Origin of the sequence: Fusobacterium necrogenes (assembly GCF_900450765.1) — a bacterium.
Taxonomy (GTDB): domain Bacteria; phylum Fusobacteriota; class Fusobacteriia; order Fusobacteriales; family Fusobacteriaceae; genus Fusobacterium_A; species Fusobacterium_A necrogenes.
The window spans coordinates 1,314,155-1,335,926 of the sequence record NZ_UGGU01000003.1 but is presented as its reverse complement, the minus strand read 5'-3'; the positions used below and the strand labels follow the sequence as shown (position 1 = coordinate 1,335,926).

The following is a 21,772-nucleotide window of genomic DNA, read 5'->3' as shown; positions in this document are numbered from 1 at the left end:
GAAAGAGGGAATGTATGAAAAAATTTATATTAATATATATGCTAACTTATATTTTTTCATATGCTAACTATCTCATTAGTAATAGTGAGATAGTTCTTTTTTATGATGAAAGTTATAGTAGTGTTCATTATGTGAGAGGAGATATTTTTCAAGGAATAGATATTTCAAAAATAGAAGGAAAATTGATACTAGATGGTAAGGATGTAATATCTATAAATCAATATTTTGAAAATGCAACATTGATATCGCAGACCAATATTTTAAAATTAAATTATAATATCAATGGAAAGTACTTAACTGTCAATATTATTCCTTCAATGATAGAAAAAGATAAGTTATATTTTATAGTTGAATTTGTAAATTTTTTAAAAGACAATAGACAAGTAGATTTTGCTTTTAGAATAGCTCCACAATACGATAATAGATATATAGAGTATAATTTTGAAAAAGATTCATATAAATATGATAATTTTTATTTTAAATCTGAGAATTATAGTGGAAAAAGTTATATAGCAAGAGATGGAATAATTGAAGATCTAGTTTTAGAACCAGTAGAAGAAAGAACAAAAAAATATCAAGATGATAATTTATATTACATGATAAAAGATATAGATTACAATAAACCTATAGAGTTTGTAATAAAGTTTTATGGTGATTTTAAAGAAAAAAGGGACAGACAAAATAGTACCGTTCTTGCAAATGAAATTGAATATTGGGAAAAATTTAATGGAGATAAAAAGTTTATAAATAAAAGGATAGAAGCATTAAATCAAATTAGAAATCTTGAAATAATGACCTCAAGAATAGTTGTTCCTAATCAAATTTCATATAATAAAAGTGAAGAAAGTTTGAATACGAAAATAAAGCTTTATTATTTGGATAGTCTCTATGATAGTGAATTTAATCCTAATAAGATGCTTGAAGACTTGTATAGTAAAAAAAATGACAATCAGAAAGTTGTTTATTATAATTTTCTTTTTAAATATCTAAATAGAAGTGGAAATTATATAAATAAAGAAATTTTATCTGGAAAGATTATTCCAGAAATTTTGACATTATTAGAGCATTTAGATAATGAAAATGATAAAATATCAGAAATAAGAGATAATATAAATAATTATTATTGGTATTATGAATTAATAGAGAATATAGAGAATAGAGAGGAATTTTTAGATAAAAAAGAGTTTCTTCTTGAAAGAAAAAATATTCTTCTGAATTATTTAAATAATTATTTTGTCACCGAAGATGGAATTAAAATTAGAAAAGAATATAAGAAAAGTTATTATAAAAATATAAAATTTATAGGTTTTCTTCCAAAAGAGAGACAAAAAGAGATATTGAAAAAAGATTATAAAAAATATTATAACAAACTTTATGGACTCTTAAAAGAGAATAATGAAAAAAAAATAGACCTATCATATAATTTAAATTTTATAATTAAATTATATGAAAATGATGAGAAATATTTAGCAGATATTCTTTTTGCAAATTTAGACACTTACATAAAAAAGAATAGTTATTATATAAATCCAACTATTTATCCAGATAAAGCTAACCCAGCAGGAATATATGGAGAATTATTATATCTTTATTTTGTAGCAGTTGAGCATAAGGAGAGCTATGGAAATAGAAAATAAAATAGAGGCAATTTTACTTTTGGGTGGAGATGAGATCAAAATAAAGGAACTTTGTAGATTTTTCTCTATACCACTAGAAGAGATGCTAAAAATTTTAGAAAATTTAAAAGAAAATCGAAGAGAAACTGGAATAAATATAGAAATAAGTGATGAAGTAGTAAGTCTGGTTACAAATCCGATTTATGGGGAAGTGATAAATAATTTTTTTGAACAGGAAACTAAACCTAAGAAGCTTTCTAATGCAGCTCTTGAAACTTTGTCAATAATAGCCTATCGTCAACCTATAACTAAAGGGGAGATAGAAGCCATAAGGGGAGTATCAATAGATAGAATTATCCAAAATTTAGAGGAAAAAAAGTTTATAAGAGTTTGTGGAAAAAGAGAATCAATTGGTAGACCAAATTTATACGAGGTAACAGATAAATTTTTGAGTTATATAGGAATAAAACATATAGAGGAGTTACCTAATTATTTTGAGATAAAGGAAAGCAGTGAAAATGGAAGAAATTAGAATAAATAAGTATTTAGCTTCTTTAGGTATAGGTTCAAGAAGAGAGATAGACAAGCTTATAGAAGAGGGAAAAATAAGAGTAAATGGAGAGGTAATCAGTGCTGGAATAAAGGTAACTGATAAGGATATAATAGAGGTAAAAGGAAAAAAAATCTCTAAAGATGTGGAGAGAAAAGTATACTATATGTTAAATAAACCTTTAGAGGTACTTAGTTCTGCAAAAGATGATAGAGGAAGAAGAACAGTAGTAGATATAGTAAAATGTAAAGAGAGAATTTTTCCAATAGGAAGATTAGACTATAATACAACAGGACTTATACTACTTACAAATGATGGGGAGCTTTTTAATAAAGTGATACATCCTCGTTCAGAAGTATATAAGGAGTATTATGTAAAGGTAGTTGGAGAGATAAAAGATAGTTCTATAAAAAAATTAGAAGATGGAGTGGAGCTAGAAGATGGAATTACTCTTCCTGCCTATGTAAAACTTATCTCTAGAGAGAGAGGTAAAAGTGAACTTATGGTATCTATTAGAGAGGGAAGAAATAGACAGGTAAGAAGAATGTTAGAAGCTGTAAATACTCCTGTACTTGTATTAAGACGTGAGAGAATAGGAAAATTATCTTTAGGAAAATTAAAGGTAGGAGAGTACAGAGAGCTTACAGAGAGTGAAGTAAAATATCTTTATTCATTATAAAATATTAGTAAAATTTAAAAATATGATATAATTAAATGAAATATTGAATACTAAGGGAGGAAAAAATGGCACTAACAAGAGAAGAGGTTTTAAAAATAGCAAAGCTTGCTAGATTAAAATTTCAACCTGAAGAGATTGAAAAATTCCAAGTGGAATTAAATGATATTCTTGGGTATATTGATATGTTAAATGAAATAGAAACTGAAGAGGTATCAGCACTATCACAGGTAAACTCTCACGTAAATAACTTAAGAGATGACAGTGTAAGAGAATCACTTACTGTGGAAGAGGCACTAAAAAATGCTCCAAATGGAGAAGATGGTGCTATTATAGTTCCAAAAGTTGTAGGAGAGTAGAGAAAAATATTAAGGAGGAATTTTTCTATATGAAAAACTTATATAAATTAACTGCCTCTGAGATAAGAGAAAAAATCTTAAATAAAGAGGTAAAAGTAGAAGAGTTAGTAAAAGAAACTTTTGAAAGAATAGAAAAAGTAGAGGGAAAAGTAGGAAGTTTTGTACATTTAAGAAAAGAAAAAGCTCTTGAGGAAGCTAGAATATTAGATGAGAAAATAGCTAAAGGAGAAAAAGTAGGAGCATTAGCTGGAGTACCTGTAGCTATAAAGGATAATATGGTATCAAAGGGAGATATCACTACTGCTTGTTCAAAAATATTGGGAAACTATGAAGGAATCTATGATGCAACTGTTGTTAAAAAACTAAAAGAGGCAGATGCTATAATAATTGGAATTACTAATATGGACGAGTTTGCTATGGGAAGTACAACAAAGACCTCTTTCCACCATTTAACTAAAAATCCTTGGGATGCTACAAGAGTTCCTGGAGGAAGTAGTGGAGGAGCAGCAGCTTCAATAGCAGCTCAAGAGGTATACATATCTTTAGGGTCAGATACAGGAGGAAGTATTAGACAACCAGCTTCATTCTGTGGAGTAGTAGGAATGAAACCTACATATGGAAGAGTATCAAGATATGGACTTATTGCCTTTGCTTCATCTCTTGACCAAATAGGACCTATGGCTAAATCAGTAGAAGATATAGCTCTAACTATGAATGTAATAGCTGGAGCAGATGACTATGATGCAACTGTTGTAAATTGTGAAGTACCTGACTATACACAATTTTTAAATCAAGATATAAGAGGAATGAAAATAGGAGTACCCAAGGAGTACTTTATAGATGGAATAAATCCAGAAGTAAGGCAAATAATGGAAGATGCAATAGAGAAATTTATCACTTTGGGAGCTGAAATAGTAGAGATATCTCTACCATATACAAAATATGCTGTACCTACTTACTATGTAATAGCACCAGCAGAAGCAAGTTCTAACCTTGCTAGATTTGATGGTGTAAGATATGGATATAGAAGTGAAAATATTCAAAATATCAATGACCTATACGTAAATTCAAGAAGTGAAGGATTTGGAGATGAAGTAAAAAGAAGAATAATGATAGGAACTTATGTTTTAAGTGCTGGGTTCTATGATGCATACTTTAAGAAAGCGCAAAAGGTAAGAACTAAAATAAAAGAGGACTTCGATAAAGCATTTGAAAATGTAGATGTAATATTTACTCCAGTATCTCCAAGTACAGCTTTTAGATTAGATGATAAAAAGACTCCAATAGAGTTATATTTAGAAGATATTTTTACAATCTCTGCTAACCTTGCTGGTATACCTGGAATATCTATTCCAGCTGGGAAAACACAAGGATTACCAGTAGGTATTCAACTACTAGGAAAACCTTTTAGAGAGGGAGATTTAATTAAAGCTGGTTCAGCTTTTGAGAAAGTAAGAGGAGAATGGGAACTTCCTGAATTAGACTAGGAGAAAAGGAGAAAAAATATGAGAGAATGGGAATCAGTAATTGGGCTTGAGGTCCACCTACAATTAAAAACTGGAACAAAGGTTTGGTGTGGTTGTAGTGCTGACTATGACAATGCTGAAGCAAATACACATACTTGTCCTATCTGTTTAGGACACCCAGGGGCATTGCCAAAACTAAATAAAAAAGTAGTAGAGTATGCAGTAAAAGCTGGACTTGCTCTTAACTGTAAAATAAATAATGAGAGTAGTTTTGATAGAAAAAACTATTTCTATCCAGATACTCCAAAGAACTATCAAATTACTCAATTTGATAACTCTTATGCTGGAAAAGGATATCTAGAGTTTAAATTAAATTCTGGAAGAATGGTAAAAGTAGGAATTACAAAGTTACAAATAGAGGAAGATGCAGCAAAATCTATACATGCTGAGCATGAGTCATTAATAAATTTCAACAGAGCATCTATACCATTAATTGAGATAATATCAGAGCCAGATATGAGAAGTTCTGAAGAGGCTTATGAGTATCTTAATACTTTAAAGAGTGTGATAAAATATACTGGTATCAGTGATGTATCGATGGAATTAGGTTCACTTAGATGTGATGCTAATATATCTGTAATGGAAAAAGGGTCAAAAGTTTTTGGAACAAGAGTAGAGGTAAAAAACCTAAACTCATTTAAAGCTGTTGCTAGAGCTATTGATTATGAAATAAGTAGACAGATAGAAACTATTGAAAATGGTGGAAAAATAGACCAAGAAACAAGACTTTGGGATGAGGAAACTCAAACTACAAAGGTAATGAGAAGTAAAGAGGAAGCTATGGACTACAGATATTTCCCAGAGCCAGACTTATTAAAACTTGTTATCACAGATGAAGAGATAGAAGCTATTAGACAAACGATGCCAGAATCTAAAGTTGAAAAGTTAGCTAGATTTATAAGTGACTATGGATTACCTGAATATGATGCTAATATTCTATGTGAAGATATAGAGTTAGCTGATTATTTTGAGAAAGTTGCTAAAACTTCTGGAAATGGAAAGCTAAGTGCTAACTGGATAATGACAGATGTTATGAGAATATTAAAAGAGAAAAATATAGATATAGAAAAATTCTCTATATCTGCTGAGCATCTAGGAGAGATAATAGCTCTTATAGAGAAAGGAACTATCTCTACTAAGATAGCTAAGGAGTTATTTGAGATAAAACTTACTGATGAGAGAGCTCCTGAAATAATTGTAAAAGAAAAAGGAATGGTGCAAGTAGCTGATACTGCTGCTATTGAAGCTATGGTAGATGAGGTAATAGCTAATAATCCTAAGATGGTAGAGGATTATAAAAACTCTGACGAAGGAAGAAAGCCAAGAGTAATTAAAGGGCTGATAGGGCAAGTAATGAAACTTTCTAAAGGAAAGGCAAATCCTACTTTAGTTACTGAGATAATGACTAAAAAATTATCTTAAATAGAGATTTAGACTTAATTAAAAAAGGAGAAAATTTTTATTTTCAATTATTATTGTTCTTAATAATAATTATTAAAGTAAAACTTTCTCCTTTTTTCTATTCTTTATTAAATTAGATCTGTATTTATTTTATTTGAAACTGTCCCATCATTCCCATCTCTTCATGCTCTAAGATGTGGCAATGATAAACAGTAATACCATTAGTTGTATACTCAATTAAAATTTTAACATTATCCCCAGCATTTAGATTGATAGTATCTTTCCATCCTTGTTCATTAAGAGGTGGGATTTCTCCATTTCTTTCAATAACTCTAAATTGTGCTCCATGTACATGGAATGGATGTGGCATATCCATCATACCATTGCTATTAGTAATATTCCAAATCTCTTTTTTTCCTTTTTCTACTTGGAAATTAATTTTATCCATATCATATGCTGTACCATTTATAGTATTAGATTTAGAAGTAGTTTTTAAAATAAATTCCCTTGTTTTTAGTTTTGATAAATCTTCTTTTATCTCAGGTATAGTTGATAAATTCTTAGGTAGTTTATCAATACCTTTTTTAGCTGTTTTTCTAAATTCTAAAGCTTTAGTACCATTAACATAAAGATAATCTTTTTCAGATAAAATCTTACTATTTATAAGAAGTTCTGCACGTTCTCCAGGAGCCAAGATAAGTTTATTCATCTCAATAGGAAAAGTTAAGAGTCCACCATCACTAGCTATCTGATAGAATTTTTTTCCTTGTAAATCTATTTCATAGTTAGTAGCATTACTTCCATTAATAACTCTAAATCTAGTAAAGCCTTGAGGTATCTCTACAAAGGGAGATACAATTCCATTTACCATTAAGTATCCTCCAGATTTTCCATGGATTTTTTCCATATGAGTAGTAGTATATTCTAATTTTCCATCTAAAGATAACTTTTTATCTTGAATTACTAATGGGAAATCATCTACACCATAAGTCTTAGGAAGATTTAGTTTGTCTGTATTTTCATCTTCTAAATATATTAATCCAGCTAATCCTTTATATACTTGTTTTGCTGTTTTGTGCATAGGATGTGGATGGAACCAAAGAGTTGCTTCAGGTTGATTTAAAATAAATTCTACACTTTTAGTTTTATGTGGAAATATATCAGAGTGATGAACTCCATCTACATCTTGAGATACAATAGCACCATGCCAGTGAACAGTAGTTTCTTCATCTAAGTTATTTGTAATATTTATTTTAGTTTTTTCTCCTCTTTTTAAAGAGAGAATTGGACCTAATATAGGACCATTGTATCCATAAGTTTTACTCTTTTTGCCACTTATAAATTCCCACTCTCCTTTTTGAGTTTCTAGGTTAAAGACTCTAGTATTATTTATGATCTCTCCTTCTAATTTACTAGGAAGTAAGAGTTTTCTTTCAAATTGAATATTTTTATTTTTTTCAAACTCTGTATTATGAGAGTGATGGCTCATGTTATGTGAAGTCTTTTGAGTATGAGAGGAGTGGGGGTTATGCTCCATTCCTTTAGTAATAAAAGTTATTGATAATAAAAATGGTATAATTAATAATTTTTTCATAAATTCTCCTTTAGTAATATAATATTTTGATGATTAAAAGCAATTAAAAATTCTAAATAAGTTAAATCTAGGTCCAAAGATAAAAGGAAGATGAAATAAATTTCCTAATATATAGATAATAACTAAGATTATTAATATAGTGAAAATTATATTTCCAATAGATTGAGAATTTTCACAATTACATTTCTTTCTAGAAAAAATATAAAGTAATACCAAGATAATAACCAATAAAATCATTTTTCTTTCACCTCTGAATAAGAATCAACTAGTTTATTAATATTTTCTTTTAAATCCATAGCAGCTTTTGTATAATTTTCAGGATGTTCCAAAATATTTATATAGAGTTTTTTTATTATTTCATTTTTCTTTTTTATTAAAGCATCTTTTTTATCTTCTAATGTTGTTACTTCTTTTTTATTTTGAGCTAATTTTAATTTCCTATCTAAAGTATTAATAGCAAATTCTAGATTTTTCATTAAATTATTAAAAGTTGTTTGTTGTTCTTCTTTTAAAAATATTTTTAATTTTCTATACTCCTTCATATCAATATAATTACCTAGAGCTAATATAGAATTGCTGAATAGAAATATTGTAAGAATTGATTTTTTTATTTTCATTTTTCCTCCTATTGAATTAAAATATTTTCGTACGAAGGAAATATTATCAATTAAATGTGGCCTAAATATGGCAGATTAAAATAAGAGTTATTATAAAAATATTAGTAGACAATTAAAATAGAAGAACTTAGAAAGTTAACAAATTTTGAAAAATTTTGTTAAATATTTGTAACAATTACTATTTTATATTGAAATTAATTTTAAAGTATGATAATATTATACTAAATAAGTAATATTTAAATTTGGAAAGGAGGCTAGAGTTATGATAGGAGATGAGATATTATATAGTTATGCTTATATAGCAGGACTTCTTTCATTTTTTTCTCCTTGTATTTTTCCAATATTACCTATTTATTTTGGAATTTTAAGCACAGGAGGAAAAACTTCAATAATCAAGACAATATTTTTTATTTTAGGCTTGTCTACGGCTTTTATACTATTAGGATTTGGAGCTGGCCTTTTAGGAAATATTTTAGCAAGTAGTTATTTTAGAATTTCTAGTGGAATAATAATTATTTTCTTCGGATTAATTCAAAGCGAGATTTTAAAAATACCATTTTTAGAAAGAACAAAAATGTTACAAATAGAAAGTGGACGAGGAGGTGTAATTGAAAGTTATCTTTTAGGATTCGGATTCAGTTTAGGATGGACTCCATGTATCGGGCCAATTCTAGCTTCCATCTTATTTGTAGCAGGAAATAGAGAAAATATTTTTTATGCAAGTTTTTTAATGATGGTATATGTTATGGGATTAGCAACACCTTTTTTAATTATATCTTTATCGTCTAAATATTTTTTTGAAAAATTATCATTTTTAAAGAAATATTTAGAAAAGATTAAAAAAATTGGTGGAATAATTATTATAATAATGGGAGTCTTACTTATTTTTAATCAATTGAATATTTTTTTATAAGAGGTGAGAAAAATGAAACATATCTACAAATTATTTTTATTATTTATGTTTGTTTTAGGAGGAGTTGCAAGTTTTGCAAAAGATATAGATTTAAGCAAATTGAAGTTAAAAGATATAGATGGAAAAGAATATAATTTTTCAAAAGAAAAAAAGACTTATTTAAAAGCTTGGGCTTCTTGGTGTCCTATTTGTCTTTCATCATTAGAGGAGTTAGATGAGTTCACTAAAGAAGAAGATAGAATAGAAATAGTGACTGTTGTTTTTCCTGGAAAAGCAGGGGAAATGAAAGCAGATGAATTTAAAAATTGGTACAAGTCATTGGGATATAAGAATATAAAAGTATTATTAGATGAAAAAGGTGAAATACAGAAATTAGCAAGAATAAGAGCGTATCCGACAGGAATTTTTATAGATGAAAATGCTAAGATAAAAAATGTAGTTCCTGGACAACTTCCTAAGAGTAATGTTTTGAAGTTTTTTGGATTAGAAGAAAAGAAAGAAGAGATTAAAGAACAGAAAGTTTTGATAGAGCAAAACTCGGCTGTTCAAAAAGAAAATATAAAAGAGATTTATCTAGCTGGGGGATGTTTTTGGGGAGTAGAAGCCTACATGGAGAGAATATATGGAGTAATAGATGCAGTTTCAGGATATGCTAACGGAAAAACAGCTAATCCTAGTTACGAAGATGTTATATATAGAAAGACAGGGCATGCAGAAACTGTAAAAGTAACATATGATAGTTCAAAATTATCTCTTGAAACCTTATTAGAGTATTATTTTAGAATAGTAGATCCTACAAGTTTGAATAAGCAAGGAAATGATAGAGGAACACAATATAGAACTGGAATATACTATACTGATAAAAATGATGAAAAAATTGTAACAGAAGCCTTAGATAATCTACAAAAAAAATATAAGAAGAAGGTTGTAATAGAGAATAAATCATTAGAGAATTTTTATCTAGCAGAAGAATATCATCAAGATTATTTGAAAAAAAATCCAAATGGATATTGTCATATAGATTTAGATAAAGCAAATGATATAATAATTGATCCTAAAAAATATCCAAAATTATCTGATAAAGAATTAAGAGCAAAACTTTCAGAGAAAGAATATAGAATAACACAATTGAATGATACAGAGAGAGCTTTTTCAAATGAATATTGGAATTTTTTTGAGCCTGGAATATATGTTGACATAACTACAGGAGAGCCATTATTTTCATCAACAGATAAATATAATTCTATGTGTGGATGGCCTAGTTTTACTAAACCAATTGTACCAGAAGTTGTAACTTATCATACAGATAAAAGTTTTAATATGGTAAGAACAGAAGTAAGAAGTAGAAGTGGAGATGCACATTTAGGACATGTATTTGAAGATGGACCAAAAGATAAGGGTGGATTAAGATATTGTATAAATAGTGGAGCATTAAATTTTATACCACTTTCTGAGATGGAAAAAGAGGGATATGGATATTTAATTTCACTTGTAAAAGAATAAAATAAATAAGATTAAAAAAAGAGGTGAAAGAAAATGAAAAAGATGTTAGGCATGGTATTGGGAGGAGCAGTCCTAGGAAGTAGTTTGTTTGCACAAGTAGAAGAGCAGAAGAATATTAATTTAGAAATTGCTCATAAGATAGCATTTGAAATTTTGAATGAATCAAAAAAAGAAAATGTAAATGTATCAGTTGTTGTTTTAGATAGAGGAGGGTTTCCAGTTTTAAGTGTAAAAGGAGATAATGCAGGTATTCATACTTTAGATACAGCTGAAAAAAAGGCTTTTACTTCATTGGCATTTAAGATTCCAACTACCGAATTTGCAAGCAGGGTAGAAAATGTTCCGAGTTTATTACAAATAGAAAATACAACGACTTTAGGAGGAGGATTACCAATTAAAGTTGGAGATGAAATAATAGGAGCAGTAGGAGTAGGAGGAGCGCCATCTGGAGCGCTTGACGAGAAGTTGGGAATGGTAGGAATAGAAAAAGCGAAATCCTTATTAAAATAAATAGTAAGATTTTAAAAACTATTTTATTCCTCTTATAATAAAGGCACTTTTAAAAGTGCCTTTATTACTTTGTCTAGATATTTTATTAAATTGAATATATATTGTTGATTTTTAAACCTAAAAATTTTTCAGCAATTATTTTAAAAGAATTTTTATCTCCAGAGATAAAGAAATTTAAATCCCCTGAACTATCAGAATTATTTAAATTATTATTGAATTTAAGTAGATTAAATAACTCTAAAGCAGTTTCTACTGCAGGATCAACTATGTTTCCAGAAAATTGTTTTTCAATATCTTTTCTAATGAGAGGGTAATGGGTACAGCCTAAAATTAGAGTATCTGCTTCTTTAGAAAGTTTACTAATATGTTGTTTTAATAATTCTTCTCTATTTTTAAATTTTTCCCATCCTATTTCTATCATTGTAGAAAATTCTGGACATCCCTCTTGAGAAATTAATATATTTGTTGAAAATTTTGTCAATTCTTTTATGTACGCTCTTGATGAGACAGTAAAAGGGGTAGCTAAAATAGCTATATTTTTATTTTTTGTAAGCTTTAATGCTTCTTTTACTCCAGCATTTATAACACCTATTATTGGTATGGGGTATCTTTTCTTCAAAGACTCAAGAGCAGCGGCTGTGGCTGTATTACAGGCTATGACTACTACTTTACAATTTTTTTCCATAAAAAAATCTAAAATTTTATAACATAAATCTTTAATCTCTTGAGTATTTTTTTGACCATATGGAGAGTTTTTACTATCACCATAATAAAGTATATTTTCATGTGGAAGGATACTCAATATTTCTTTTAGAATCGTAGTTCCACCTACTCCAGAATCAAAAATTCCTATGCTCTGTTTATTTGTCATTAAGTACATCCTCCTATGATAAAAATAATACTATAGTCTATATGGATTTAGAACTATAGCACTTACGTAAATTCTACTATAAAAGTAAAAAAAAATAAAGTATATAAATATTATTTAAGATGAAAGAATTAATAAATAATCTTCAATCCGTTTTTAACACAAGTAACATGTATAGGAGAAATAGGACCTATTTCACCATCAATATCACTATTTAGTTTAAAGTCAGAGTACTCAACTATAAAGTCTGAGCTTTTAAAGTGAATAATATCTTTAGGTTTTTCAAGATGTTCAGATCTGAGAAATTCAAGAAGTGATAATATAGTTGAACGAATATTATCTCCTTTTACAATTATAATATCTAAGAGACCATCATTTATTTCACTTTTATAAGAGATATTTATATTTCCAGCGGTACGTCCATTAAATGTAAAAAAAATAAGAGCATTTCCTTCATAAAAGAATTCATCAGATATGACTTTAATATCCAGTTTTCTAAAAGAAGGGAGTTCTTTTATGCCATTAAGGTAGTAAGCTAATTTACCCAAATTATTTTTTAGTTGTGTAGGTGTTTTTTGAGAAATATCTGTAAAAAGACCAAAACTAAATACATTGATAAAATATTTATCATTAGCCTTACCTAAGTCTATTTTTTTTACTTTTCCAGAGAGAATTTTATTACAAGATTCTTCTATATTAGACGACATTCCAATATATTTAGCAAAGTCATTTGCTGTTCCTGCTGGGAGTAAAGCAAGTGGGATATCAATATTATTATGTTTTATCAAATTTATAATTTGGTTGATAGTTCCGTCACCACCAGCTACTAGAATATGATGGTAAGAGTTATCTATATCAAAAAATGCTTCTTTTAAATTTTGTTCATTAGAAATTCTAAATGGGATTATTGTAAAACCTTTGGTTTGGTATTTATTTATAATTATATCTAGATTCTTTACAATTATTCCTTCTCCGGAAAAAGGATTATATATAAATTTAACTTTTTTCATGTTGTACCTCACTACTTGTTATTAACTCCTTATATAATAGCATATAATTTCAAAAATAGTGTATAAAATTTAATGAAAATTTGGTATAATTTAATATAGATAAAGTTGATGGGGAAGACTTTGGAGGAAAAAATGAAAAATATATTTAAGTCAATAAGAAAATTCTTCAGAGATGGAAAAAAGAGTATGTATTGGAACCTAAATAAGTTTATGTTAAGTAATAATTTAGGGGATAAAAGGTGGAATATAAGAGATAAAGAGGAAACTGTAGAAAAAATTTTGCAAGGTTATTCTATAAGTAGATATGGAGATGGAGAATTTTCTATGATTATTTCTCCTAAAAATATCAGTTTTCAGGAATATGACTCTATTTTATCAAAAAAATTATTTGAGGTCTTAAACTCAAGTTTAGAAAATCATTTGGTAGCAATCCCGACTCCACTTATTAAAGTTGATGATTTAATAAAGGGAGATGGATGGTATTGGAGTAAATATTATTTCCAAAAAAAGAAATATTTAGATAAAATTCTAGATAAAAATAAGGTTTATTATGATGCTATGATTAGTAGATTTTATATGCCATATCTAGAAAAAACTAAAAATATTAAAGTTATTGAAAAACTAAAAAATTATTTTGAAAATAAAGATATTTTAATTTTAGAAGGTGAAAATACAAGATTTGGATTAGGAAATGAACTATTGAAAAAATCTAAAAGAATAAGAAGAATAATCCTACCAGCAAGAGATAGTTTTTCAAAATACAATGAAATATTAGAAGAGGTAAAGAATAACTATTCACAAGATGTGTTATTGTTAATTGCCCTTGGACCTACTGCAACTGTTTTGGCATATGATTTTTGTAAATTAGGATATCAAGCCTTAGATGTTGGGCATATGGATATAGAGTTTGAATGGTATTTAGCAGGAGCTACTCAAAAAATTGATTTGCCAAATAAAAGTGTAAATGAAGTTACAGGTGTTGTAGAAAAGCAAATTCAAGATAGTAAGCTTGAGGATATTTATAATAAGCAAATTGTAAAAAAGATACTTTAAAATTATTTGAAGGTGAAAGATGATAAAAAAATTGAATAGAGCAGTAAAAAGTTTCTTAAGAGAAAAAAGATTGAAATTAGGAAAGTTTTACTGGGATAGAAAAAATAAAAAAGAAAATATAGTATTAGAAAAATTTATAGATAATAATAATATCAAGTCAATTTTATTTTTAAGATATGATGGTAAAATTGGAGATATGGTAATAAATACATTGATGTTTAGGGAAATAAAAAAAAGATATCCTAATATAAAAATAGGGGTTGTAGCAAGGGAATCTAATAAAGATATAATAGATGAAAATAAAAATGTAGATGATATATATATATATGAGAAAAATACTATTAAAATAAAAAAATTAGCTAAGGAAATAAGAGAAAAAAGATATGATTTATTAATTGATTTTTCTGAAATGTTGAGAGTTAATTCAATGATGTTTATAAAATTATGTAATTGTAGATTCAATATAGGATTAGATAAAAAAAATTGGAATTTATTTGATTTAAGTATTAATAGTAATGAAGATTTTAAATGGAATGATCATATAACTAAGAGATACGCTGCGTATTTAAAAAAGCTGGGGATAATGGATAATATTAACTTAAATTATGATCTACCTTATAAAAATATAAATATTGAGGAGATAGTAACAAAAGGTGAAAAAATAGTGATTTTAAATCCTTATGGAGCTAGTAAACATAAAACATTTTCCTTATCAACATTAAGAAAAATAATAGAATATCTAAAAAAATATAGAGTAAAAATTATTTTATTATACTATGGAGATAGATATAAGGAGTTAGAAGAGCTAAGACAGTATGAAAATATTCTTATTCCAAACAAAATAAAAAATATAAAAGATAGTATTAATTTAATTGCAATTTCAGATTTAGTAATAACTCCAGATACTTCAATTGTCCATATAGCATCCGCATTAAAGAAAAGAAATATATCTGTATACCCTCCTAATGGTGGAAATTTTGGTGTAGATCATTTAGTATGGGCACCTTTAACGGAGGGAACTAATGTTATTTTTTGTGAAGATAAAAAAAGTAAATATGATGAGATTGATATCAACACATTTAATTTTTTTGAAATGAAACAAATAATAGATAGATTAATAGAGGAAATATATGATGAAAGATAAATGTCTGAAGGGAAAATATAAGGGATTTAATCTATATTTTTATGATAAAAAATATTTGGAGATAGGGAAAAAAATATTAGATAAAGAATTTAAAAAAGTAAAAATTTTAAAAGATACTAAAAGAAACTATGTTGAAATAATAGAGGTTGAAAATGTAAAGTATGTAATTAAGGAAAATAGAAATGAGCATATTATTCCACAAAGAAAATTAATGACTTTATTTAAGAAGGGGGAAGCTTTAACTACTCTAGAAAATTTATATTTTTATCATGGAAAAGGAATAAATAATTTTGTAACCCCATATTTAGTAATAAATAAGAAAAAATATGGAATGATTACATATTCGGCTTTAGTCATGGAGAATATAGATGGAAAAGAGGATAGGAGATATTTAAATGAAATATTGGAATTAATGAAAAAACTACATAGTTTAAAAATTTATCATGGTGATTTTAATCCTGGAAATTTTCTTTTAGAAAATGGAAATATTAGAATAATAGATACACAAGGAAAGAAAATGAAATTTTTTAATTATAGAGCCCATTATGATATGTTGACTATGAAAATGGATTCATATCATGAGATGGAATATCCATATAAAAAAGATATAATGTATTATCTAGTTTATGGAATAAAGAGATTAAAAAGATTAACTTTTATAAAAAAAATAAAAGAAAAAAAGAAGGAATTGAGAGGCAAAGGATGGAAAATATAAAGAAAAAAAAGATACTTTTTTATAATGGAAGTCTTAGAATGGGTGGAATAGAAAGAGTATTAATTGAAGTAATACAAAATTTAGATTCTAATAAATACGAGATAGACTTAATAATAGAAGATGGAATTAGGAGTTTAAATGTTTTTGAAAAAGATATTCCGGATTATATAAAATTATTTTATCTAAAACCAGAAAATATTATGCAAAAGACTATTTTTTTTAGAGAAAAAAGAAAGAGTAATTTAGTTTATAGAGTAATTTATCAATTAATGATGGAATATGAAAAGTATCTAAAAAAACAGAATTTAAGTAAAATAGTAAAAAATAAAAAGTATGATACAATTATTGATTTTGATATGGGATTATCAAAATATATTGATTTAGTAAATGGAAATAAGAAAATAGTTTGGATTCATTCTAATATAGAAAGTTGGTATAAAAAAAGGTTAAGAATAAAAAGATTAGGAGAAAGATTAAAAAAATATGATGCAGTAGTTACAATATGTGATGCTATGAAGAAAAATACAGAAGAGCTATATCCATTTTTAAAAAACAAACTGATAAGGGTATATAATCCATTTAATTTTCAAAAAATAAGAAAATTAGCAGAAGAAACAGATAAAAATAATGAAGAGTTATTAAAAGAGAACTATTTTGTTTCTATTATGAGGCTTACAATAGCCCAAAAAGATTTTGAAACTCTAATAAGAGGATTTAGTCTAGCTAAGAATAGAGGATTAAAAGAAAAATTATATATTTTAGGAGATGGACCAGATAGAGAAAAAATATCTGAGATGATAGTAAAAGAAAAAATGGAAGAAGAGATATTTTTATTAGGAAATATTAAGAATCCATACCCATGGATAAAAAACTCAAAAGGATTAGTTCATAGTTCTAAGTTTGAAGGTTTTGGATTAGTATTAGTAGAAGCTCTTATACTTGGAAAAACAGTTATTTCTTCAGATTGTCCAACAGGCCCAAGTGAAATATTAGAAGAGGGAAGACTAGGGAAATTATATAGTATAGGAGATTATGATAAATTATCTAAATTATTATTAGAGAGTTTAGAAAATGAAAAAATAATTAATAAAGAGGAAATAAAGAAATATAGTATTGATTATATAATAAAGGAATATGAAAATTTAATTTAGATTATTTAAAGTGGAGAAAATGCGAATGAATAAGTATACACTGTTTATTATAATATTAATAATTTGGAATATTATAATAATTATAAAAAAGAAAAGGAAAGTGAATAAAGAAAGAATAACTGAAATAAAAAATTTCAATCTTGGGAGTTCACATTCATTATGTGCTTTTAGTAAAAATTTGAAAAATAATGTTAACTTAGCAGAAAACTCACAGACTTTTTATTATGATTATAAAATATTGTCTAGATATTTTAATATAATACAAGAGGGAGGAGTTTGTTTTTTGTCTATTAGTTATTTTAGCTTTGCATCTAAAGAATATTGGATAAAAACAGATCTTTTTAAGTATTATAAAATATTAAAGATAACAGATTTTTCTGGAAGAGCAAAATTAGAATGTATAATATATAGGTATTTTCCTTTAATTTGGAGTATCTATAAAAAAATTATAAAAGAAAAAAAAATAGAAGACTCAAAGAAATATTTAGGACATGTCAAAAAATTAGAAGAAAATAGAAATTTAGAATGGAATATAAATATATTAAATAATATTATAGAAAAGTGTAAAGAAAAATCAGTAAAAATAGTATTTTTAACAACACCTTTTAGAAGAAAGTATAATGAATATTTTAGTGAAGAGTTACTTAGAAATAATTTTTATATGATAATTAATAAAATAGCAAAGAAAAATAACATTCTTTACTTGGATTTTTCTCATGATTATTTAAATTATGATGATTCTAAATATTTTAGAGATTTAGATCATCTTTCTGAATTAGGAAGTGAGAAGTTTTTAAAACAATTAAAGAAAGAGTTAGAAAGAAGGGAAATTTATATATGAAAATAACAGTAATAGTGCCTGTATATAATAGATTAGAGCATCTGAGAGCATTATGTCAATGCCTTATAAGACAAGAAGTGCAACCAGATGAATTAATCATTTCAGATGATGGGTCATCAGAAAAAGTTATTGATTATATAGGTGATTTATTGCCAGAAATGAAATTTAAAGTAAAACATATTTATCAAGAAGATTTAGGATTTAGAAAAGCTAGGGCTTTGAATAATGCTGTAAGAGAAGCAGAAGGAGAAATATTAATTTTTTGTGATCAAGACTTAATATTTCCAGAAAATTATATAAAGAATATAAGATTTGAATTAAAAGATAAAAAGTTCCTAATGAGTAGACCTGTTTCAATAACAGAAGAAGAAAAAGATAAAGTTTTAAAATACTTATCTAAAGGTGAAGCATATGAAAAAATATTGGAAATTATACCCAATAAATATCAACTATATGTAAATTCTACTTTGAAAAAAGATAGATTAAGAAGAATTTTAAATGTTTTAAAACTAAATAAGCGTGGGATAAGATTAGTTGGAATGTCTTATGTAATGTATAAGAAAGATTATATAGCGATTAATGGATATGATGAAAAATACATAGGATGGGGTTATGAAGATGATGATTTTGGAAATAGATTATATGTTTATGGAGTAAGAGGAAAGGAATATACAAAAGGTCCTATTCAACTGCATCTTTATCATCCTTTTGATCCTACAAAAAAGCATAGTACAAATGAAGAATATTATTATACACAAAAAAAAGAAATTTTTAATAAAAAGAAATTTTTTTGTAAATATGGCTATAACAATCAGTTGATGAGAGATAAAGTACATGTATTAATTATTAAATAGAATTATAGAGGATGTTATATTTTGATGAAAAGATGGATATTAAATTGGATTATAAAATCTAATAAAAGAAAAGAAATAGATAAAATAAATTTTGAAAAAATATTATTAGAAACCTCGTGGCAATTAGGAGATTGTGTTATTAATTCACCATTTTTAGAAGGACTGGCAAGTAAAAGTAAGAATATAGATATTATAGTAAGAGAAAGTTCGATGGATATGTTAAAATACTATCCTTATATAAAAAATATTTTTCCATATAGAAGTCATAAGAATAAAATATTAAGATATATGTCTAGAATATTTTTTGCCATAAAATATAGAAATAAATATGATATTATTATTAGTTTTGAGAATGAGATTAATACTTTTCATTTGTTTTGGTTAAAATTATTAAATGGAAAATATTTAATGTCATTACCTAAAAAAGAAAAGTATGGAATAAAAAAGGAAGCTATAGAAATAATCGATGATTATTTTAAGAATAATAATGATATTTTAAAAAAATTGAAAATAAAGAACTTTAGTTCAGAATATAGGGTATATTTAGGTCCTTACGAAGAGTTAGCAAAGAATTTTTTTGATAATTCTAAAATTAATGTGATTTTTAATTATATAGGAAGTATAGAAAAAAAAGTTTTAAAAAAAGAAGAGCTTAAAAGTATATTATATTTGTTAGGAGATGAAAATATAAACATTTATGTATCTTCAACTCCAGATAAATACTTTGAAACATTTAAAATTATTAACGAAATAGAAAATAAGAATATAAAGATGTTACCAAAAACAAAAAATATTTTTGAAATAGCTTCGTATGTAAAATATTCTGATATAATTATAAGTGTTGATACTTCTTTAATTCATATAGCATCATCTTATGATAAAAAAATCATAGGATTTTATATGAAAGATAGTAAAATAATAGAGTATGCAAAACCAAATTGTAAAAACTATTTTATAATTAAAAGTAAATATGAAGAAAGAATAGAAGATTTAAATTTAGAGGAGATAAAATCATGTTTAAAAAAGTTTGTGGAGTTAATAAATGATAATAGTTAAAATTATAGTTACTTATTTAATTATGAGAAATATTTATTTAATTATAAAAATAAAGTTAAAAAGAAAGAAAAAATATAATAGTACTAATATTTCGTCTTTTAATTTAGGAAGTTCACATTCAGAATTAGCCTTTAAAAGTTTGAATTCAAGTATTCATCTTAATTTAGCACATCCTTCTCAGACATTGTATTATGATTATATTCTATTGCAAAAGTTTAAAAATAATATAGTAAAAAATAAAGATCTAGTATGCTTTTTAACTATTAGTTATTTTACTTTTTATGCGCCTAAATTATGGCAAAAACAGGATATAAAATATTATTATGATTGTTTAGATATAACGGATGTAGATAGAAAGTATAGATTAGGTTTTTTTGTTTATAAATATTTACATGTTTTTTATAAAAATTATAAAAAAATAAAAGAATTTATTATAAAAGAAAATAAGAAAAATAATATAGAGAATAGGATAAAAAAACAAGTAGTTATACTAAAAGAGCAAAAGAATTTTGATTTTAATTTAGAAATTTTAGAAAAAATAATTACATTTTGTAAGAAGTATAATATTAAAATAATATTATTAACAACCCCATTCCAAAGGGAGTATAATAATTTTTTTAAAGAGGAATTACTTGAAAAAAATTTTTATAAGGTGATTAATAAAATAGTAGATAAATATGAGATAGATTATTTTGATTTTTCAAAGGATTATAAAAATTTTGATAAAAAAATTTATTTTGAAAATTATGATTATGATCATTTGAGCTTAGAAGGTTCTAAAAAGTTTATAAAGATATTAAATAAGAAGTTAATTTTAGAGGAAGAAAAATGAAAAAAATTTTGTTGATGATCCAAAATATTAATCATTATGAGGAAAGAATAATAAATGAATTAAATAATCAAGGGTATAAAGTTGAAGTTTTTGATGTGTTAAATCCAAAGTATTCAAAAGCTAGAAAAATAAAAAATCCTTTTTTACGATTGTATAATAATAAATATTTAAAAAAATATAAGGGAATAAATTTAAAAGATAAATTAGAAGCAGAAGAAATACTAAAAGATTTAAAAAAATTAAATTATGACTATGATATTTTTTTAAAAATAGGTTGTATTTATTTAGCTGAAAATGTTTTAAAATTTATAAAAAGTAAAGTAAAAATTTGTATAAGTCATCATTGGGATTCAAGTATAAGAATGAAAAAATGTAATTTTGAATTAGAAAAAAAATATTTTAATAAAATTTCTTCATATGAAAGAGATGATGTAAAAAATTTTGATTTAAAATATTTATCAAATTTTTATTTTTATAGAAATAAAAATGAAATAATAGAATATGATGTATACACTCTTATGTCTAAAAATGATGAGAGCCGAGAGAACTTACTCTATAAAATAGCTGAGAAACTTTTAAAGGAAAAATTTAAAATAAATTTTATATTATATTCTCCAAATTTAACTATAAAAGAAAAATTAGGGATAAGATTAACTGATAAAGGAATTTCAGTAATAGAAATGGTAAAAGCTGAAAGTAAAAGTAAAGCAGTATTAGAATTATGTCATAGCTTGAATAAGGGATATACTTTTAGAACTTTTGATTGTATTGGAATGAGAAAAAAGTTAATAACTAATAATAAAGATATAATTAATGAAGATTTTTATAATCCAAATAATATTTTGATTATTGATGAAAAAAATATAAATATACCAAGAGAATTTATAGATTCTCCATATGAAGATTTACCAGAGGAGATTTATGAAAAATATAGTTTAGAAAATTGGATAAAACAATTACTAGATGTAAAATAGGAGAGGATA

Annotated in this window: 22 protein-coding genes; 18 read left to right on the top strand and 4 right to left on the bottom strand. The window is 25.7% G+C overall.

From position 1 onward, the window contains the following. The first annotated feature begins 14 nt into the window (after window positions 1–14). From DYA59_RS06410 to gatB, 6 genes are all read left to right on the top strand, one after another. Window positions 15–1,637: a hypothetical protein gene (locus DYA59_RS06410; protein ID WP_115270508.1), complete on the top strand. Its 1,623-nt coding sequence runs from the start codon at window positions 15–17 to the stop codon at window positions 1,635–1,637. After that, window positions 1,621–2,148 (top strand): SMC-Scp complex subunit ScpB, encoded by a 528-nt coding sequence (gene scpB, locus DYA59_RS06405; RefSeq protein ID WP_115270506.1) that lies wholly within the window; start codon window positions 1,621–1,623, stop codon window positions 2,146–2,148. Before DYA59_RS06410 ends, scpB begins: the two co-directional genes overlap by 17 nt. Beyond that, complete coding sequence (locus tag DYA59_RS06400; RefSeq protein ID WP_115270504.1) at window positions 2,135–2,845, top strand: pseudouridine synthase; 711 nt, start codon at window positions 2,135–2,137, stop codon at window positions 2,843–2,845. Before scpB ends, DYA59_RS06400 begins: the two co-directional genes overlap by 14 nt. 65 nt (window positions 2,846–2,910) lie before the next feature. After that, window positions 2,911–3,201: an Asp-tRNA(Asn)/Glu-tRNA(Gln) amidotransferase subunit GatC gene (gatC, locus tag DYA59_RS06395; RefSeq protein WP_115270502.1), complete on the top strand. Its 291-nt coding sequence runs from the start codon at window positions 2,911–2,913 to the stop codon at window positions 3,199–3,201. Between the two features lie 29 nt (window positions 3,202–3,230). Next, window positions 3,231–4,688 (top strand): Asp-tRNA(Asn)/Glu-tRNA(Gln) amidotransferase subunit GatA, encoded by a 1,458-nt coding sequence (gene gatA / locus DYA59_RS06390; protein WP_115270500.1) that lies wholly within the window; start codon window positions 3,231–3,233, stop codon window positions 4,686–4,688. 18 nt (window positions 4,689–4,706) lie between these two features. Next, window positions 4,707–6,149 carry an Asp-tRNA(Asn)/Glu-tRNA(Gln) amidotransferase subunit GatB gene (gatB, locus tag DYA59_RS06385; protein WP_115270498.1) on the top strand — a complete coding sequence of 481 codons (1,443 nt, stop codon included), beginning with the start codon at window positions 4,707–4,709 and terminating at the stop codon, window positions 6,147–6,149. A 124-nt stretch (window positions 6,150–6,273) separates the two neighbouring features. Here the strand turns inward: gatB and DYA59_RS06380 are convergent, their stop codons facing one another. Both DYA59_RS06380 and DYA59_RS06370 read right to left on the bottom strand, forming a co-directional pair. Next, on the bottom strand, window positions 6,274–7,722 hold the full coding sequence (locus tag DYA59_RS06380) for a multicopper oxidase family protein (protein WP_115270497.1): 1,449 nt from the start codon (window positions 7,720–7,722) through the stop codon (window positions 6,274–6,276). Window positions 7,723–7,955: 233 nt separating this feature from the next. Then, complete coding sequence (locus DYA59_RS06370) at window positions 7,956–8,339, bottom strand: hypothetical protein (RefSeq protein WP_115270493.1); 384 nt, start codon at window positions 8,337–8,339, stop codon at window positions 7,956–7,958. 262 nt (window positions 8,340–8,601) lie between these two features. Between DYA59_RS06370 and DYA59_RS06365 the strand changes: the two genes are divergently transcribed. The 3 genes from DYA59_RS06365 to DYA59_RS06355 are packed head-to-tail and all read left to right on the top strand — an operon-like array spanning window position 8,602 to window position 11,265. Continuing rightward, window positions 8,602–9,252 carry a cytochrome c biogenesis CcdA family protein gene (locus DYA59_RS06365; RefSeq protein WP_115270491.1) on the top strand — a complete coding sequence of 217 codons (651 nt, stop codon included), beginning with the start codon at window positions 8,602–8,604 and terminating at the stop codon, window positions 9,250–9,252. Between the two features lie 12 nt (window positions 9,253–9,264). Next, window positions 9,265–10,755 carry a bifunctional peptide-methionine (S)-S-oxide reductase MsrA/peptide-methionine (R)-S-oxide reductase MsrB gene (msrAB, locus tag DYA59_RS06360; RefSeq protein WP_115270489.1) on the top strand — a complete coding sequence of 497 codons (1,491 nt, stop codon included), beginning with the start codon at window positions 9,265–9,267 and terminating at the stop codon, window positions 10,753–10,755. 33 nt (window positions 10,756–10,788) lie between these two features. Beyond that, window positions 10,789–11,265, top strand: coding sequence for a GlcG/HbpS family heme-binding protein (locus tag DYA59_RS06355; RefSeq protein WP_115270487.1), 477 nt, complete (start codon window positions 10,789–10,791; stop codon window positions 11,263–11,265). An 85-nt stretch (window positions 11,266–11,350) separates the two neighbouring features. On the opposite strand, the gene murI is transcribed toward DYA59_RS06355, so the two are convergent. Beyond that, window positions 11,351–12,136: a glutamate racemase gene (gene murI / locus DYA59_RS06350; protein WP_115270485.1), complete on the bottom strand. Its 786-nt coding sequence runs from the start codon at window positions 12,134–12,136 to the stop codon at window positions 11,351–11,353. A 128-nt stretch (window positions 12,137–12,264) separates the two neighbouring features. Further along, window positions 12,265–13,143, bottom strand: coding sequence for a YegS/Rv2252/BmrU family lipid kinase (locus DYA59_RS06345; RefSeq protein WP_115270483.1), 879 nt, complete (start codon window positions 13,141–13,143; stop codon window positions 12,265–12,267). Between the two features lie 132 nt (window positions 13,144–13,275). On the opposite strand from DYA59_RS06345, the gene DYA59_RS06340 reads away from it, so the two are divergent. The 9 genes from DYA59_RS06340 to DYA59_RS06300 are packed head-to-tail and all read left to right on the top strand — an operon-like array spanning window position 13,276 to window position 21,763. Continuing rightward, window positions 13,276–14,196: a GT-D fold domain-containing glycosyltransferase gene (locus DYA59_RS06340; protein WP_115270481.1), complete on the top strand. Its 921-nt coding sequence runs from the start codon at window positions 13,276–13,278 to the stop codon at window positions 14,194–14,196. A 19-nt stretch (window positions 14,197–14,215) separates the two neighbouring features. Next, window positions 14,216–15,340, top strand: coding sequence for a glycosyltransferase family 9 protein (locus tag DYA59_RS06335; RefSeq protein WP_115270479.1), 1,125 nt, complete (start codon window positions 14,216–14,218; stop codon window positions 15,338–15,340). After that, window positions 15,327–16,055, top strand: a complete 729-nt coding sequence (locus DYA59_RS06330) for a lipopolysaccharide core heptose(II) kinase RfaY (protein WP_407918892.1) — start codon at window positions 15,327–15,329, stop codon at window positions 16,053–16,055. The genes DYA59_RS06335 and DYA59_RS06330 overlap by 14 nt, the downstream gene beginning before the upstream one ends. Then, window positions 16,043–17,206 carry a glycosyltransferase gene (locus DYA59_RS06325; RefSeq protein WP_115270477.1) on the top strand — a complete coding sequence of 388 codons (1,164 nt, stop codon included), beginning with the start codon at window positions 16,043–16,045 and terminating at the stop codon, window positions 17,204–17,206. Before DYA59_RS06330 ends, DYA59_RS06325 begins: the two co-directional genes overlap by 13 nt. 25 nt (window positions 17,207–17,231) lie before the next feature. Further along, a complete protein-coding gene (locus tag DYA59_RS06320) occupies window positions 17,232–18,047 on the top strand; it encodes an SGNH/GDSL hydrolase family protein (protein ID WP_115270475.1) in 816 nt (271 codons plus the stop codon). Beyond that, the gene (locus DYA59_RS06315) at window positions 18,044–18,901 is read left to right on the top strand and encodes a glycosyltransferase (RefSeq protein WP_115270473.1); all 858 of its coding nucleotides are present in this window, start codon (window positions 18,044–18,046) and stop codon (window positions 18,899–18,901) included. The genes DYA59_RS06320 and DYA59_RS06315 overlap by 4 nt, the downstream gene beginning before the upstream one ends. 24 nt (window positions 18,902–18,925) lie before the next feature. Continuing rightward, window positions 18,926–19,957 (top strand): glycosyltransferase family 9 protein, encoded by a 1,032-nt coding sequence (locus tag DYA59_RS06310; RefSeq protein ID WP_115270471.1) that lies wholly within the window; start codon window positions 18,926–18,928, stop codon window positions 19,955–19,957. Further along, entirely contained in the window at window positions 19,944–20,789 is an 846-nt protein-coding gene (locus DYA59_RS06305) for a hypothetical protein (protein WP_115270469.1), read from the top strand. Before DYA59_RS06310 ends, DYA59_RS06305 begins: the two co-directional genes overlap by 14 nt. After that, window positions 20,786–21,763 carry a hypothetical protein gene (locus tag DYA59_RS06300; RefSeq protein ID WP_115270467.1) on the top strand — a complete coding sequence of 326 codons (978 nt, stop codon included), beginning with the start codon at window positions 20,786–20,788 and terminating at the stop codon, window positions 21,761–21,763. The genes DYA59_RS06305 and DYA59_RS06300 overlap by 4 nt, the downstream gene beginning before the upstream one ends. Window positions 21,764–21,772 lie beyond the last annotated feature (9 nt).